Below are 16,446 nucleotides of genomic sequence, written 5' to 3' on the forward strand. Positions count from 1 at the left end.
CCGACAATACTAACCAAGACATATTAAGTAGACCTACAGTCTGTATTAACTTAAAGGCTTTGCGTTCCAGCATTGCAGCTGACATTATTAAAGTTGAGCCGTACAAGCAAATTTTCTGAGCCGCTGAGGAAACCCCTGCCCTATTGCAATCGTGATCTTTATGATATGAAAACAATAGATAAAATTCAGTTGGGCCAGAATGGCCCCTCCGTTTCCAAACTAGGTTTGGGCTGTATGCGGATGTCTTCAATCTGGGGCGGTTCTACGCCTGATGAAGCCGAAAGTATCGCAACCATCCATGAAGCCTTAGACAACGGGATCAATTTTTTGAACACCGGAGACTTTTACGGTGCTGGTCATAATGAAATGATGATTGGCAAAGCAATCAAAGAAAGGCGTGACGATGCTTTCATCAGCGTAAAGTTTGGCGCCATCTTTCACAACGGGCAGTGGATTGGATTGGATCTGCGCCCTGTTGCCATTAAGAATTTCATTAACTACTCCCTAACCCGTCTGGGGATTGAGACACTCGACCTCTACCAACCCAGCCGGATGGATAACAGTGTGCCCATAGAAGACATTATTGGAACCATCGCTGATCTGAAAAAGGAAGGAAAACTGCGCTACATCGGGGTGTCGGAAATAACTGCCCAGCAACTTCGCCGGGCTAATGAAGTGCATCCTATAAGCGCATTAGAGATTGGCTATTCACTAGCCGAGCGTCAAATTGAAAGCGAGTTACAGCCGACGGCAAAAGAACTAGGGATTGGCATTGTTGCTTTTGCGAATACCGCCGAAGGGTTGTTAACCGGCGAGCTGAAAGCACCACTTGCAGAAAACGATTACCGGAATCATTTCTCCCGCTTTCAAGGAGAGAACCTGGTTCATAATTTGGAAAAGGTTGAAGTGTTAAAGCAAATAGCAATCAATAAAGGTTATACGCCTACGCAGCTCGCAATTGCCTGGGTAAAAGAACAAGGTGATCAGATTATGCCATTAGTAAGCATGAGCCGCAGGTCACGTTTACCAGAAAACATCCAGGCGATGGAAATCGTATTTACACCGGAAGAAATGAGCTTGCTAAATACTACTTTTGCTTCAGGTGCTATATTAGGCGGAACCTACTTACAACGCTAAATGAACAGTCCACAGGAAATCCTTCCAGGCGTAATCTTCTATTCCTACCTTTCTGCCGAGCGAAGGGAGAAAGTATGCTTTTGGAAAGACCCCACGTTGATCTTACAGGTATCCGGACAATTTACCATCGAAACCTTTGAGCAAACACTGTCGATGACGGCCGGAGACATGCTGTTGGTCGGGAAAAACCAGGTAGGTACGCTCAGGAAAACACCGGTCCCTGGCGGACATTATGAGACCATTGTGATATCCCTGCAGGAGGAACTCCTGCGCAAGATCGTGTTAGAAGAAAAACTTGAAGCGGACCGGAAGTATGTCGGTCCGCCAAATATGCTGATTCCATCCAACGAGTTCCTGCGGGGGTACTTTCAATCCATTGTTCCTTACGCACGTAAATCGGGCGCTGAAATGACAGACGAAATGGGCATCCTGAAAGTTAAAGAAGGCGTTAAACTACTCCTTCATGCTGTCCCAGAATTGCGTAACTTCTTATTCGACTTTTCAGAGCCCTACAAAATTGACTTGGAAAAGTTCATGCTCAGTAATTTTCATTTCAACATCCCCGTCGAGAAATTTGCACAGCTGACTGGCCGAAGCCTGGCGAGTTTCAAACGAGACTTTTAGAAGACCTTTGGTTCACCGCCACGGCGTTGGCTACAGGACAAGCGGCTGAAAGTAGCACGGCATCTTATCGAAACCAAGCACCAAAAACCCTCGGCAATCTATCTAGATCTGGGATTTGAAAGCTTGGCGCACTTCTCCCATTCCTTCAAAGTTAAATTTGGTAAGGCGCCTTCTGAGCTGAGCTAGTTATCCTTTTTTCGCGAATATCGCCGTACTTTCATCTTGTATGATTAGAAAATCATCACCTGAATGAATAACCTCCTCTCAGTAGGTTAATATTCCAATCCCAGATTAAATATACTATACTCTTTTTCTCCTGACATCATGATGTAACCTATGATTGATTATCTGAGTCGTACTAACTGATTGTCGCACAGAACACTTCCTAACATATACTGGTTCTACAATAAACACCCTTCAAAAAGAAAATTCTCTTTCATTTAAGGCATCATAGTACATATTTAGCAATTTAGATACTTGCTCAAAGGGGTAAGTCAGAAGTATTTGAAGAAAGGTGCCGTAATAAATTAATAACTTGCGATTTAATATTGCACAAAAAAACACGGCATTGTTTTTACTATAGACATTGTAATTATGGAAGTTAGCATCACATTTTGGATAGGTTTTAATGTTTTCGTTCTCCTCATGTTGGCCCTCGACTTAGGTGTTTTTAACCGGAAGGCGCATGTCGTGTCCGTAAAAGAGGCATTAATATGGTCAGGTGTTTGGATCTGCCTTGCACTGATTTTCAATTGCCTTATTTATTACTGGTTTGGTGAACCTAAAGCAATAGAATTCCTGACTGGCTACGTTATAGAAAAATCACTAAGTATAGATAACATTTTTGTCTTCGTACTGGTATTTGGCTATTTTAAGGTGCCATCGATATACCAGCATAAAGTGCTGTTCTGGGGTATTCTGGGCGCCCTGGTCATGCGTGTCATTTTCATTTTTGCAGGAGTGGCAATGATCGAGAAGTTTCATTGGACGATCTATGTTTTTGGCATTTTTCTAATATACACCGGGTACAAAATGTTGACTGAAAAGGACAAACAAATGGAGCCGGAAAATAACCCGCTGATAAAATATGTCCGGAAGGTAATGCCAATAACGAATCATATGGAGGGCGGCAAGTTTTTCGTCAGGAATAATGGAAAGCGCTCTGCCACGCCGCTCTTTCTAGTACTGATCGTTATTGAGACTACGGACCTGATTTTTGCTGTCGACAGTATTCCAGCAATATTGGCCATTACACAAGATCACTTTATTGTTTATACTTCAAACGTTTTTGCTATTCTGGGCCTTCGATCTCTTTATTTCGCCCTTGCGCACGTCGTTCACCGCTTTATATATCTTTCTACCGGATTGGCCGCTATACTCCTGTTTGTGGGGTTGAAAATGGTCCTGGTGGATATATTCAAAATCCCGACGTTCATTTCTTTGATTACGATAGGGCTTATCATCGCCATCAGTATCATCTTATCCCTACTTAAGACCAGGGGTACCGACACAGCGGGTGGTAAATAGTTACGCTGCGGCGGCATATGAGAATCGCTAAATTCTATTGCAGTAAATTTTGGTTTTATTGATCAAATTCAATTTTACATATCTCGGAATCTCAAGTATGCCAGGTTGTTTGATTTCAACAAACAACCTGGTTATTAATCGTTAGCTACTTGGTACAGACTTTAAGTAAAACTTCCCTGTATAGTCTTGACAAAAGAATTTTAACTCGGTCAATCATTATTCGGTCTTTCTCAATTTTGGCTAGGCAATCACATAGGATTTGTGAACTCTCAAAAAGTCTTGTTCGGGTAGTTTCTTTTCTAACTCATTCAAAGTCATACGGGTGAGCGTACTTCTATTCTTTTCACAGATATTAACCTATTTACAGCTTTTAATCGTTCTAACTCCTTCATTGAGATAATTTAACTATTCAATAGTAAAGCTAGGAAAAATCAACGCTTTCTCATGAGGATTTCTCTTATCAACACAGATATGCACGCATAAAGTAGCGTTCAGTTTAGATATCCATCAAAATCAATGTATTTTAACGGGTTAATGGTTCTGTTTAAGCCGCAGAGGAGGTAGCTAACGATATCTCCGGAGCACTTTCAAAAATAGGGCAGAGAGCGTTAAGCATAAATTTAATAACTTTAGCATCGTCGCCTTTTAATCGCATCAACTAGGCGCATGCTCAGCTGATTGCTGCACATTGCATATACATTTCTATGCACTTTGCCATCATCCTAATATCTTGTTGTTCCAGGAACTTGCACAGTGATTACATACTTCCGCATATTGCAGGCAAGAGTCAATACCTGTTTTTCATTCGTGATATCCCAAAATATCTTTTATGCATTGTTTTTTGATCGGCAAAAAACCCTGCGCTATCATTTCTAACCGCCATAGCTAGACTGCTTCAGCGTGCGTATCGTAAAGATGAATCCGACCAAGTTAAAAGCTGCTCTCCAGCGCTCCAGTTTTTCAACCGCAGCCATAAAATGAAAAAAAAGATCACCGCGAGTATACATATGGCGAACAGCAAAATGTGGCGTTGTAAGTTGAGGGCTTGTTGATTTTCCATCGCTATTTATTTTAAGGCTGGCCGCCTCCACCCGCTGCCCCATAGATCTGACCAGTAGCATAGCTGGCATCAGCTGCAGCAAGTTGTACATAAATTGATCCCAGTTCTGCCGGCTGACCTGGTCTTCCAAGAGGGGCATCTCCACCAAAGCTTTTAAGTTTTTCCTGCGTTGCACCTCCACTTACCTGCAAGGGCGTCCATATTGGCCCGGGGGCAACACCATTTACACGAATGCCCTTTGAAGCAAGCTGTTTAGCGAGTGATCTTACAAAGCTAGTTGTGGCCGCTTTGGTCTGGGCATAATCGTAGAGATCTGCAGATGGATCCTGAGCCTGTACAGAGGTGGTTGCAATGATCGCTGATCCCGGTTGCAGGTGAGGCAATGCTGCCTTAATGATCCAAAATGGCGCATAAATGTTCGTCTTAATGGTCCAATCAAACTCTTCGGTGGAAATGTCCAGGATCGAAGGTCGACTTTGCTGCCGTGCCGCATTACTCACCAGGATGTCTAATCCACCCAAGCCCTTTACTGCTTCAGAGACCAGTCGCTCGCAGAATGCCTCCTCCCGCAGATCTCCAGGGATAGCTATCGCTTTTCTTCCCTCGGCCTTGATTAAGGCTATAACTTCCTTTGCATCGGGTTCTTCGTCAGGCAAATAGTTTATTGCCACGTCGGCACCTTCCCTTGCATAAGCGATTGCTGTCGCCCGGCCCATGCCAGAATCGCCCCCGGTAATCAGTGCTTTTCTACCCTTTAATCTTCCTGATCCTTGGTAGGTTTTTTCCCCATGGTCGGGTACAGGGTCCATTTTACTGGCAAGCCCTGGCCAGGGTTGTAACTGCGCTTTGAACGGAGGCTTTGGATATTTGCCGCGAGGATCATCAAGTGTCAAGCTGAAAGACCGCGCTGCTGAACTACCATTAACAGCCAAGGCAGGTGAAACCGCTGCCACTGCAATACCAGCGCCCAGTCCGGTAATCGCTTTTCGTCTGGAAATCTTATGCTCTTCAATCATTTTCTTCAAGTTATATACGAATCTAACAGTCGCCTGTTGACCTGGTTTCCACGACCTTACCATTTTTGAAATTTCCCGTAGATACCGACCTGCCTGCTGAGATATTTGTTGTGAAAGTACCAGAGCAGAAGTAATAACCTCATGATTTTAGAAGATTTACTGACGTAAACTACCTGTACATTAAATGGAATTCTAGTATCTATATTAATTAAACAGGAAGATGAACGCTTGTGTAAAAAGCTATCTACCAGTAACTTGCATTGCAATAGATTTTCAAACCAATGACAGATTTTGAATTTATAGCTTTACCCGAGCAGGATAGGATTAAACTATTATCGACTGCTTATTACATTGCCACTAGCGAGGAAGAAACTGCTATACTATTTTTAGTGGATCAGTTTTTTGTTGAAGTCTTTTGTGATCTAGATGGCAATCTGATTACTACAATTACGTATTCCTCAAGTTCAATATTGCCAGATCAATATCTGGATCTCGTTAACTTGGATGAGATTTCGAATAGACTTAAATAGAAGCAATTATCGCTAAGCAACTAATTTGGCTAAATAGTGGTAAGGCTGTTTGCTGAAGTTTTGTGGGGCTTCAGACTATAGGCTTGTAAGAATCATATACTGGTATGGAGCAAGTGAAACTGATGTGGCGAGCGTTTGCTTCTTCCCGCTGAATGCATCTTTCCAGTGCTTGGCTAAAACAGGTTGAAGGCTATAGCTAAGTGCTTTGTTTCTTAAATTGGCAATCACGAGTACCGTTTTGCCATAAAGTTGCTTAGTAAACACACAGACGTCCTTATCACTAAACGATTTTAGCTGTCCGCGTCTAATGATCTCATTACTATTTCTAAAATTAATAATCTTCTTATATGCAGATGTATGTTCCGGATTGATGTTCCAGTCAATTTTACTCGTTGTGAATGGAAAAGAGATACGTTTTGGTGTTCCAACTTCCTGTCCATTATAGAGCATCGGAATACTTTGCATGCAGGAAGCCACCACGAATGCAGCCAATTCTCCATCCCTGCCACCGAAAAGCTCCAAGGAGGTACCATCGGAACTGTTTACATCATGATTGCTGGTGTACCTTACATACTGTTGTCCCGGTAATGCATCTTTTAGATCTGCAGCGTTCAAGCTATCGATAGAGCGTACCGACTTGCCATGCTCGTAAATATTCTTAAGATTTTCGAAGAAGCGAAAACCAAAGTTGTAATCAAACCCTGCTTTAAAATGGTCTGTACGCGTACCTTCAGACAACATCAAGAGCTTTCTTTTTCCAGCAGCAGCTCTTAGACTTCCAACAGCCTCCTTCCAGAAGTCATATGGTGGACCATCGGAATAATCACACCTGAATCCATCTATATTGGCATTGTTAAGCCAGAATTTCATAGACGCTATCATTGCTACTCTCATGTCTTTATTGTCGAAGTTAAGTTGGGCTACATCATTCCAACCCGTTCCCGGAGGGCTAATAATTTTACCAGTGGAATCCTGCTTGTACCAGGATTTGTTTTTTGTCCAGGCATGATCAAAGGCAGTATGATTGGCAACCCAGTCCATAAGTACACCGATCTGCTTTTGATGTGCTGTGTTAACTAAGGTCTTCAGATCTTCTATATTTCCGAATTCTTCCGCAATAGCGGTGTAATCGCGGATGCAGTAAGGAGAATTTACCGAATTCTCTCTACCCACTGGATACAATGGCATCAGGTAAATTACATTTATTCCAAGGTTCTTTATGGAGTCAAGTCTGGCAGTTACACTTTTGAGGTCACCCGCTGCACTGAAGGCGCGTGTATTAACCTGATACAAGGATACGTCACGTCGGTCAGGTATGATAAAAGAGGTTGATGAGGCTTGCTGCTGTGCAATGGCTGCTGTACCAAAACATAGCAGAAGCATGGTATTCAGTATTAGGCTTTTAAGAAAATTCATGTTGATGCTATTTGTATAATGTTATGCGTATAATGATTGATTTACCGGTATAGCAAGCTTGATCCTGCTATCACGAAGGTAGCTGTTAAAAAATTATTATAACTCCAGTATGGCAAATATCATCAGTCAAAAATCATCTTACTTAATACTTCAGCATTAGCCTTGCTCCGCTTGCTTTGAAGCCGGCAGTGCGGTACTTGGCTCAACAGGTTGGTGGTGGAGGCGGAACTTCTTTCTTGTTTGGCTTCACAATGGGCGGTGGAAACCTGAGCTCCGAGCTTGGTGCAGGCTCAGCTGGCGGGGGCGGCGGTACCCGCTTACTATTGATCGGCGGTGAGATCATGTCGCTATTGATTTCTGATCTTCACCGGCTCTTCTTCGCCTCTTGACCGCCTATTGTTCGCCTATTGTTCGGCTCGAGGCGAACAATACACGTCTAAGACCCGGTTTAAAGGCCTTTAAGGTTAAAGCCCTCCTTCATTCTTATTACGCTCCAATTACATTCAAAATCTCCACTTATATAACTATTCAAACCTATTGCTTAACTTTGTATTATGATTGAACTTCCGGTTGTTTCAGCGAATCCCGTACAACGTAAACCTGACTGGCTAAGAGTTAAACTTCCAGTAGGTAAAGAATATGCGCAAGTCCGCAGTCTGGTTGACACACATAAGCTACATACCATTTGTGAGAGTGGAAATTGCCCTAATATGGGTGAGTGCTGGGGTGCCGGAACTGCAACCTTCATGATCCTGGGTAATATCTGTACCAGATCATGCTCTTTCTGTGCCGTTGCTACAGGCCGTCCATTGGCCGTAGATCTTGGCGAACCAGATCGCGTAGCGGAATCCGTGAAGCTGATGCAGGTAAAACACTGCGTAATCACCTCCGTAGACCGTGACGACCTAAAAGATGGTGGTTCCATCATCTGGGCAGAAACATTGAAAGCCATCCGCAGGGAAAGTCCACAGACCACCTTAGAAACCTTAATTCCTGATTTCAGAGGCATTTGGGACAACCTGTACCGTGTGCTTGAAGAACGCCCGGAAGTGATGTCGCACAACGTGGAAACCGTTAGAAGGTTAACTAAACAAGTTCGCATCCAGGCCAAATACGACAGAAGCCTGGAATGTTTACGCAGAATCTCCGAATTCGGGTTAAGAACCAAAACCGGTATCATGCTGGGTCTTGGCGAAACTGAGGAAGACATCTATGAAGCGATGGATGATCTTGTTGCTAACGGCGTACACATCCTTACTTTGGGTCAGTATTTACAACCAACCAGAAATCACCACCCAGTGGTAGATTGGATCCACCCGGACCAGTTTGCGAAATATAAAGAGGTAGGATTGGCAAAAGGCCTGAAGTATGTGGAAAGCGGACCATTGGTACGTTCTTCTTATCATGCAGAAAAACACCTGTTTGACTTTTAAAACAAAAGCTTAACCTTCTTGTTGTTGATCAGGTATTCCAAGCAACCTTGACAACTCCACAGAAACTTAAACTATCAGAAGAAGCACTTGTTGAGGCCCTGAAGCGCCGTGACATCATTGCCATGCGTGCTTTGTACGATATGTATGGTGCTGCCTTGCTTGGTGTTATCCTAAGAATTACCCAACATACGGAGTTGGCAGAAGACCTGCTGCAAGAAACCTTCCTTAAGATCTGGCATGCTTCCGATAAATATGATGCTACGAAAGGGCGTCTGTTTACCTGGATGATGAACATTGCCCGGAACCTGGCTATTGATAAGCTACGTTCCAAAGATTTTAAAAATGAAGGAAAAAACCAGGACATTGAAAATAACGTAGCTGTTATTGACAATCAAAAAAAACAAATCATTAACATTGAACTATTGGGATTGCGCGATCTGGTATCAGGCCTAAAACCTGAACTTTCCAGCGTGCTGGAGATGGTGTATTATAGTGGATTTACCCATGCCGAAGCGGCAGAGGCCTTAAACCTCCCGCTGGGTACGGTGAAGACCAGGATCAGAATGGCAATTATAGAATTAAGAAAGCAGTTTAATTTTGGAAGACAGTAGCGCATATATCGAATCCGGAATCCTTGAACTCTACGTTCTGGGGCAGCTCTCTGCACCTGAAATGCTGGAAGTTGAGAGGCGGGCTGCGGCTTCCCCTGAGATCAGGCGGGAGTTGGAGGCGATTGAGATCGCACTGGAACGTTATGCGCTGGATAATGCTGTTGAACCGCGCCAGGACTTGTATGCAGCGCTCGAAACTAAACTGAACCCTGTACAACAAACTTCTTTTACCATCCAGCCCCCAGCTCCGGTCGCTGTGGTAAAGCAATCCAACAAACCGCTACAGTATGCCCTAGCGGCATGTGTGGCCCTCCTTGTTGTCAGTGGAATTGCTCTAATCAACGCGCATTCCAAGCTGAACCAGGCTGAGCAACAAATCATCGCCTTGAGGACGGAAAAGGACCGCTATGCCTCCAGCATGAATGTGATGAAGCAGACCAATGCCGAACTAAAAACTGTGGCAGATATGGTCGACGATCCCAACTGGGCTATTGTTCCACTTGCTGGCACCAAGACCTCCCCTGCTTCGAAAATGATGGTGTACTGGAATAAAAAGAGTCAGGATGTTGTGCTTGATAAATCCAGGATGAAGCTGCCGGAACACGATCAGGCGCATCAATACCAATTATGGGCGATAGTGGCTGGAAAGCCTGTAGATCTGGGCGTTTTTGACATGAAGACCGACAGTGCACAACTGCTGCTTAAAATGAAAGAAGTCGGCAAAGCAGAGGCCTTTGCCGTAACCCTTGAAAAACGTGGTGGCAGTGTGAACCCAACCATGGAAAACATGGTTGTATTTGCCGGGGTATCTATTTAAGCAGGTTCTTTATTATTTCCGGGATATGTTTCGCGACCTGGCTAGCGGTGACCACAAAACGTGTTGCCGCAAGCGCATCTCCTGAACTGCCATGCACATTTACGGCTAACACCGCAGCATCTGCACTGGAATAACCTTGTGCAATTAAGGCAGCGATAACACCCGTTAATACATCTCCCATACCGCCTTGCGCCATCGCCGAATTTCCGGTTTGATTAATGAACACATTGGAACGCTGATCTATAATAAAGGTATACTCGTTTTTGAGCACAATCACGATCTGGTGCTTTTTAGCCATCTCCCTGCCGGTTTGTATCCGATGGAACCAGGTGTGATGTTCCCCGAACAAGCCATCAAATTCCTTTACATGTGGTGTAAGCACGGAACCTGCAGGAACACTGCTCAGTTGCTCGGGATCTTTTGCGATCAAATTGATGGCATCCGCATCAATCACCAGGGGTTTGTTCCTGGCAAACGCTGCTTCCAGTAAGGCCGCAACAGGTTCATCTTTGCCAAGCCCTGGCCCTACCGCAATGCTGTTGAACTTTTCCAGCTTGGAGGCGTCTTCCAGGGCTTCACGACTTAAATACATGACTTCGGGTAAAGCGGTATTCAGCGCCGTTAAACCCGAAGCAGGAATAGACGCAGTAGTTAGTCCTGCGCCAGCATATAAACATCCTGTAGCGCAGAGCAATGCAGCGCCCATGGTCTGCTCCTGCCCGGCAATGAGTAGTGCATGGCCATAGCTGCCTTTGTGACTAAAGGATTTCCGGGGTTTCAGTAACCTTTTTACATCCTGAACAGTCACTAACTTGTATACGGCTGTGCTGGTCAGCCCTTCCCCTACGGTTACCGCAGCTGGTGCGGAGGTATCAGGGAGATAATTGCTCAGGATCTTGTGGTACATGTTAGCCCTCCATTTCTTTTTTTAGGAATTTACCTGTTAAACTTATTGGATTTTGAATCAGTCCTTCTGGTGTGCCCTCAAAGAGGATCCGACCGCCACCTGCACCACCTTCTTCTCCTAGGTCAATCACCCAGTCGGCAACTTTCACCACGTCCAGGTTATGTTCAATAACCAGCACCGTATTGCCTTTATCCACCAGTTCTTGTAATACGCCCAACAATACGTTGATATCTTCAAAATGCAGACCTGTAGTCGGCTCATCAAGAATGTAAAACGTACTGCCAGTATCTTTCTTAGAAAGTTCTGTCGCCAGCTTCACCCTTTGTGCCTCTCCTCCGGATAAAGTCGTTGAGGATTGTCCCAGGGTGATGTAGCCTAAGCCAACATCTTTCAAGGTTTTGATCTTACGGTAGATCGCAGGCATGTTTTCGAAGAAAGTACAGGCATCCTCGATGCTCATATCAAGCACATCACTGATGGACTTTCCTCGGTAGCGCACTTCCAGCGTTTCGCGGTTGTACCTTCTACCACCACATTCTTCACATGGAACAGATACATCAGGCAAAAAGTTCATCTCAATGACTTTCATACCTGCACCCTGACAGGTCTCACAACGACCGCCTTTAACGTTGAAGGAGAACCGTCCGGGTTTATAACCGCGGATCTTTGCTTCCGGCAGCTGTACGTACAGGTTGCGGATGTCTGAAAACACACCGGTATAAGTTGAGGGATTAGAACGCGGCGTACGCCCGATTGGCGCCTGATCAATCTCAATTACCTTATCAATGTCCTTTAAGCCGGTAATTTTCTCGTATGGCAGTGGATGTTTCTTGGCGCGGAAGAAATGATGATTTAAGATCGGGTATAAAGTCTCCGTGATTAAACTGGATTTACCACTCCCGGATACGCCGGTTACGGCAATCAGCTTACCCAATGGGAAGTCTACAGAAACATCTTTCAGGTTATGACCGCTTGCTTTGATGATGGAAACTTTGTGCCCATTCCCTTTCCGTCTTTTCTTAGGAACCTCGATCGCTTTGCGACCGTTCAGGTAGGCAGCGGTTAAAGTGTCTGATTTCAGGATCTCCGCAGGTGTACCCTCGGCAACGATCCGCCCGCCATGTAAACCGGCAGCCGGGCCAACGTCGATCACGTGGTCCGCTTCCAGGATCATGTCTTTATCATGTTCTACAACCAATACAGTATTGCCCAGGTCACGAAGGTTCTTAAGTGCATTGATCAGCCGCTCGTTGTCACGTTGGTGCAGGCCAATACTTGGCTCATCCAGAATGTACATGACATTCATCAGCTGTGATCCAATTTGTGTGGCCAAACGGATCCGCTGCGCTTCTCCCCCGGACAGGGTTCTTGCAGTACGATCCAGGGAAAGGTAGTTTAAACCTACATCACTTAAAAAGCCCAGTCTTGCACGGATCTCCTTCAAGATCTCGCGTGCAATGGTATTCTGACGCTCGTTTAAGCGACTTTCCAGATCTTCATACCAGCCCCGTAAGCTGAGGATATCCATCTCGGAAAGCTCAAAAATGTTCTTGCCGTCAATCTTAAAATGCAGGCTTTCTTTTTTCAGCCTCGCGCCGTTACAAACAGGACAGGTATGCAGCTTGCGGAATGCTTCCAGATCATCTGTGGAGCCGGCAGATTTTTTCTCCTGCTGCTCTTCAAGTAGCTTGATGATACCATCAAACGTTACCTGATAATTCTGAACATTCCACTTATTATATTCTACGGCTACGGAAAGCAATTCCGGTGTACCGTTTAAGATTAGGTTTATCGCTTCTTCACTCAGCTTTTCAATTGGTGTAGACAGCGAAAAGCTATACTTCTTGGCCAGTGCCTTAAGCACCTGGAACATCCAGATGTCGCGGTACTCTCCAAGCGGCGCCAGTCCACCGTTGATGATGCTCAGCTTCGGATTCGGCATCACCGATTCCTTATCTACGATAAAGATGTAACCAAGCCCGTCGCAACGCTCACAGGCACCATATGGCGAGTTGAAAGAGAAACTGTTTGGCTGTGGTTCATCGTAAGAGATGCCTGTAGTCGGACACATCAGGAACTTACTGAAATGCGATACATTGTCGTCCTTGTCGCTGATCTTGATCACCCCCTTGCCCATCTTCATCGCTGTAGCGATAGAATCCTGCAGACGCTTCTGATCCTTGCGGTCTACGATCAGCCTGTCGATCACGACCTCAATGTCGTGGATCTTGTAGCGGTCTACCTGCATCTTCAATCCGATGTCCTTGATCTCGCCATCTACGCGCACCTTCGTATAACCTTGTTTACGGATCTGCTCGAAGAGTTCGCGGTAATGCCCCTTACGACCTTTCACTACTGGCGCAAGGATGTTCACCGGAATATCGGTGTACTTATTATATATGGCATTGAGGATCTGATCGTCGGTCATGCGCTCCATCCGTTCACCAGTATTGTAGGAGAACGCTTCTGCCGCACGGGCAAAAAGCAGACGCATGAAATCGTATATTTCGGTGATGGTACCGACGGTAGATCTAGGATTTTTACTGGTGGTCTTTTGCTCGATCGCAATTACAGGGCTCAGCCCTGACACTTTGTCCACATCCGGGCGCTCCATACCCCCCATAAACTGGCGGGAATAAGCGGTGAATGTTTCCATATATCGGCGCTGACCTTCAGCATAGATGGTATCGAATGCCAGGGACGACTTCCCACTCCCACTTAAACCGGTGATTACCACCATCTTATTCCTTGGGAAGGAAACGTCTATATCTTTTAGATTATGTACCCGGGCGCCGTAAACTTCAACATCTTTTTGTTCGCCGAGATCAACATTGTTTTTACTCATATTCAAAATTAAGCGCTAGTAGAGCCTTTATGTAGGTTTAGCAAATTTGCAGCCACAAAAAAGCCGGATAAATCCGGCAAATTTAAGGTAAATCAATGCAAACTCGTGTTGTTGCAGCTTGATTCCGCTTACTCCGCGTTGTAAGCAAGTAATGTCTTGGATTCTTTGTATCCGTGCTTGGAAGGATTTTTAACGATCTCCTTCATAGAAATCAGTTTATAAACGTAACTGCCGGTTTCACGGTTCAGTTTCATTTTATAATAGTTATCCTGTTTCTGCCGGTTGATCTGTTTTTTCATGTGGTTGTCACCAACATTGTATGCTGCAGCAACAAGGGTCCAGCTGCCGAATACATCATAAAGATCATTGAGGTATTTACATGCGGCGATGGTTGATTTACGTAGGTTCTTACGCTCATCGATCCTACCGTTTACCTTCAGGCCATAACTTCTTGCCGTACCAGGCATGAACTGCCAGTAGCCTGAAGCACCTTTTGGAGAGGTCCCGTCCCTGAATCCGGACTCTACCAGGGGCATGTATTTGAAATCATTTGGAATGCCATGAGCTTTCAAGATCGGCTCGATCACCGGGAACCATTCGGCAGCCTTTCTATGCAGACGATTGGTCTGCGTTTTCCCATAACTGTAAGATGCAAGGTAACGTTTCATTTTCCGCTTCACCCGGGCATCCGCCACTGGAAGTGTTTCCTTTGCAAAGTTTAGTTTCGCCTTCGGTTTTAAAGGCTTTTCTTCTTTAAGAACTGGTGTAACAACCGGTGCTACTACCGTATTTTTCGCTAATGTTTGTGCTTCTTCAGCACTCGTTTTTTTTGTCTGGGGCAGTTTGAGAACTAACACTTTTGCCATAACCAGTAATGTTAAAATTACCGTACATGTTATTATGTGTTTCCTTATCATTTTCCTCCTTTTTTAGGTTAACAAATAAGAGCGGCGACAAATATAAGTTATATTGATCTAATTATCAAGCTTTTACAGAATTACCTTCCAAAAGCGGGCTTTAAACGGCCATCAGATACGATTTTAAATATCTTCATCCGGCTGAAAATAAGCAAGCTAGAATCGGCGATTTTTCTTAAATTTGCGCTCGCATTAAATATGCAGTTAACACAGTCTTATGATGAAAAACAACAACAGGAACAGTCGGGATGACAAGTCCACCCCAGGTAACCGGAACAGTTCGAACAGGCGCCCCGCCGGAACTGAAAGTACCTACAAAGGCAAACGGACTTTTGCCGACAAAGAAGGAAAAGAAGGCGGATATCAAGGCAAAAAACCTTTCGCCGATAAAGAAGCAAGAGCTGACAAGTTTAGTGGAGCAGGCCGTAATTCTACGGGTCGTGCGGAAAATACCGGAACATACCGTGGAGCGAGTCGCCCGGAAGCTGGTAGCACTTACAAAGGAAAACGTAATTTCGAAGATAAAGAACCGAGATCATTCGGGGATAGAGAACCAAGAGAAAATAAATTTAGCGGTGCTGGAAGACCAGGTGCTAGTCGCCCGGAAACTGGTACAGGTTATAAAGGCAAAAGACCTTTCGAAAACAAAGAAGGTAGAGATGCTGGCGAAAGCAAGGGCCGCAGCTATATCAAAAAAGATCAGTTCGGTGCTAAAGGCGATCAGCCGGCAAGAAAATTTGAAGACCGCAAAGGTGGCGCTTCAAGAACCACCGACAACAGACCATTCCGTAAGCGTGATTCAGAGGCTGGCGAATACAGGCCAAGCTTCTCTTCAGATCGCCCGGTGATGCGTGTAAGGAAAGATCAGCCGAAGAAAGCAGATGATGGATTGATCCGTTTAAACCGTTACATCGCCAACTCTGGCATTTGCTCCCGTCGTAAAGCGGATGAGCTGATCGCTGCAGGCGTAGTTTCGGTCAATGGTGTTGCCATTTCAGAACTTGGCCACAAGATCGATCCAGCAAAGGATGAAGTAAGATACAACGGTGAATTACTGAAACGTGAGAAGAAAACTTACGTATTGTTGAATAAACCAAAAGACTACATCACCACAACAGATGATCCACAGGAACGCAAGACCGTAATGCAGCTTGTTGAAAAAGCAAGTCGTGAGCGCATCTACCCGGTTGGCCGATTGGATCGTAATACGACAGGTCTATTGCTGATGACCAACGATGGTGATCTTGCCGATAAACTTTCGCATCCAAGAAACGGCATCACCAAAATCTACCATGTAGAACTAGACAAGAGTTTAAGTCAGGGTGACCTGAACAAAATTCAGTTTGGATTAGAGCTTGAAGATGGATTGATTAAACCAGATAACGTATCTTACGTAACTGGCGGCTCAAAACGTGAGGTTGGAATTCAGATACACAGCGGAAAAAATCGCATTGTAAGAAGAATTTTTGAACATCTGGGTTATGAAGTTGTTAAATTAGACCGTGTGGTTTATGGCAACTTGACCAAGAAAGACCTTCCGCGTGGCAGATGGCGCTACCTGGAAGAGCATGAGCTGATCCAGATCAAACATTTAATAAAATAGTAA

General features: G+C 44.8%; 14 protein-coding genes and 1 pseudogene. 9 read left to right on the forward strand and 6 right to left on the reverse strand.

Annotation, left to right across the window (positions count from 1 at the left end; genetic code table 11):
* The first annotated feature begins 165 nt into the window (after window positions 1-165).
* The 4 genes and pseudogenes from AC5WJX_RS14290 to AC5WJX_RS14305 all read left to right on the forward strand — a co-directional run bounded on the left by AC5WJX_RS14290 (window position 166) and on the right by AC5WJX_RS14305 (window position 3,288).
* Window positions 166-1,137 carry an aldo/keto reductase gene (locus AC5WJX_RS14290; protein WP_494485056.1) on the forward strand — a complete coding sequence of 324 codons (972 nt, stop codon included), beginning with the start codon at window positions 166-168 and terminating at the stop codon, window positions 1,135-1,137.
* Window positions 1,138-1,761 carry an AraC family transcriptional regulator gene (locus tag AC5WJX_RS14295; protein WP_494485057.1) on the forward strand — a complete coding sequence of 208 codons (624 nt, stop codon included), beginning with the start codon at window positions 1,138-1,140 and terminating at the stop codon, window positions 1,759-1,761.
* A gap of 15 nt (window positions 1,762-1,776) precedes the next feature.
* A pseudogene (locus tag AC5WJX_RS14300) lies at window positions 1,777-1,947 on the forward strand (helix-turn-helix domain-containing protein); the annotation flags it as partial.
* A 408-nt stretch (window positions 1,948-2,355) separates the two neighbouring features.
* Window positions 2,356-3,288 (forward strand): TerC family protein, encoded by a 933-nt coding sequence (locus AC5WJX_RS14305; RefSeq protein ID WP_494485058.1) that lies wholly within the window; start codon window positions 2,356-2,358, stop codon window positions 3,286-3,288.
* Between the two features lie 240 nt (window positions 3,289-3,528).
* Here the strand turns inward: AC5WJX_RS14305 and AC5WJX_RS14310 are convergent, their stop codons facing one another.
* From AC5WJX_RS14310 to AC5WJX_RS14320, 3 genes are all read right to left on the reverse strand, one after another.
* A complete protein-coding gene (locus AC5WJX_RS14310) occupies window positions 3,529-3,639 on the reverse strand; it encodes a LytTR family transcriptional regulator DNA-binding domain-containing protein (RefSeq protein WP_494485092.1) in 111 nt (36 codons plus the stop codon).
* A gap of 720 nt (window positions 3,640-4,359) precedes the next feature.
* Window positions 4,360-5,364: an SDR family oxidoreductase gene (locus AC5WJX_RS14315; RefSeq protein WP_494485093.1), complete on the reverse strand. Its 1,005-nt coding sequence runs from the start codon at window positions 5,362-5,364 to the stop codon at window positions 4,360-4,362.
* Between the two features lie 605 nt (window positions 5,365-5,969).
* Complete coding sequence (locus AC5WJX_RS14320) at window positions 5,970-7,310, reverse strand: alpha-amylase family glycosyl hydrolase (protein ID WP_494485059.1); 1,341 nt, start codon at window positions 7,308-7,310, stop codon at window positions 5,970-5,972.
* 197 nt (window positions 7,311-7,507) lie between these two features.
* Here AC5WJX_RS14320 and AC5WJX_RS14325 point away from each other — a divergent pair, with 197 nt between their 5' ends.
* From AC5WJX_RS14325 to AC5WJX_RS14340, 4 genes are all read left to right on the forward strand, one after another.
* Entirely contained in the window at window positions 7,508-7,699 is a 192-nt protein-coding gene (locus AC5WJX_RS14325) for a hypothetical protein (RefSeq protein ID WP_494485060.1), read from the forward strand.
* A gap of 165 nt (window positions 7,700-7,864) precedes the next feature.
* A complete protein-coding gene (gene lipA / locus AC5WJX_RS14330) occupies window positions 7,865-8,743 on the forward strand; it encodes a lipoyl synthase (protein WP_440428178.1) in 879 nt (292 codons plus the stop codon).
* A gap of 47 nt (window positions 8,744-8,790) precedes the next feature.
* The gene (locus AC5WJX_RS14335) at window positions 8,791-9,354 is read left to right on the forward strand and encodes an RNA polymerase sigma factor (RefSeq protein ID WP_440428179.1); all 564 of its coding nucleotides are present in this window, start codon (window positions 8,791-8,793) and stop codon (window positions 9,352-9,354) included.
* On the forward strand, window positions 9,341-10,171 hold the full coding sequence (locus tag AC5WJX_RS14340) for an anti-sigma factor (protein WP_494485061.1): 831 nt from the start codon (window positions 9,341-9,343) through the stop codon (window positions 10,169-10,171). Before AC5WJX_RS14335 ends, AC5WJX_RS14340 begins: the two co-directional genes overlap by 14 nt.
* Here AC5WJX_RS14340 and AC5WJX_RS14345 read toward each other — a convergent pair.
* The 3 genes from AC5WJX_RS14345 to AC5WJX_RS14355 all read right to left on the reverse strand — a co-directional run bounded on the left by AC5WJX_RS14345 (window position 10,164) and on the right by AC5WJX_RS14355 (window position 14,789).
* A complete protein-coding gene (locus AC5WJX_RS14345; RefSeq protein ID WP_494485062.1) occupies window positions 10,164-11,078 on the reverse strand; it encodes an NAD(P)H-hydrate dehydratase in 915 nt (304 codons plus the stop codon). The two genes, AC5WJX_RS14340 and AC5WJX_RS14345, sit on opposite strands and share 8 nt — an antisense overlap.
* A gap of 1 nt (window position 11,079) precedes the next feature.
* Window positions 11,080-13,923: an excinuclease ABC subunit UvrA gene (gene uvrA, locus AC5WJX_RS14350; protein ID WP_494485063.1), complete on the reverse strand. Its 2,844-nt coding sequence runs from the start codon at window positions 13,921-13,923 to the stop codon at window positions 11,080-11,082.
* A gap of 128 nt (window positions 13,924-14,051) precedes the next feature.
* Window positions 14,052-14,789, reverse strand: a complete 738-nt coding sequence (locus AC5WJX_RS14355) for a lytic transglycosylase domain-containing protein (RefSeq protein WP_494485064.1) — start codon at window positions 14,787-14,789, stop codon at window positions 14,052-14,054.
* Between the two features lie 268 nt (window positions 14,790-15,057).
* Between AC5WJX_RS14355 and AC5WJX_RS14360 the strand changes: the two genes are divergently transcribed.
* Complete coding sequence (locus AC5WJX_RS14360; protein WP_494485065.1) at window positions 15,058-16,443, forward strand: pseudouridine synthase; 1,386 nt, start codon at window positions 15,058-15,060, stop codon at window positions 16,441-16,443.
* Window positions 16,444-16,446 lie beyond the last annotated feature (3 nt).

This window comes from Pedobacter sp. NEAU-ZC8 (assembly GCF_059278965.1).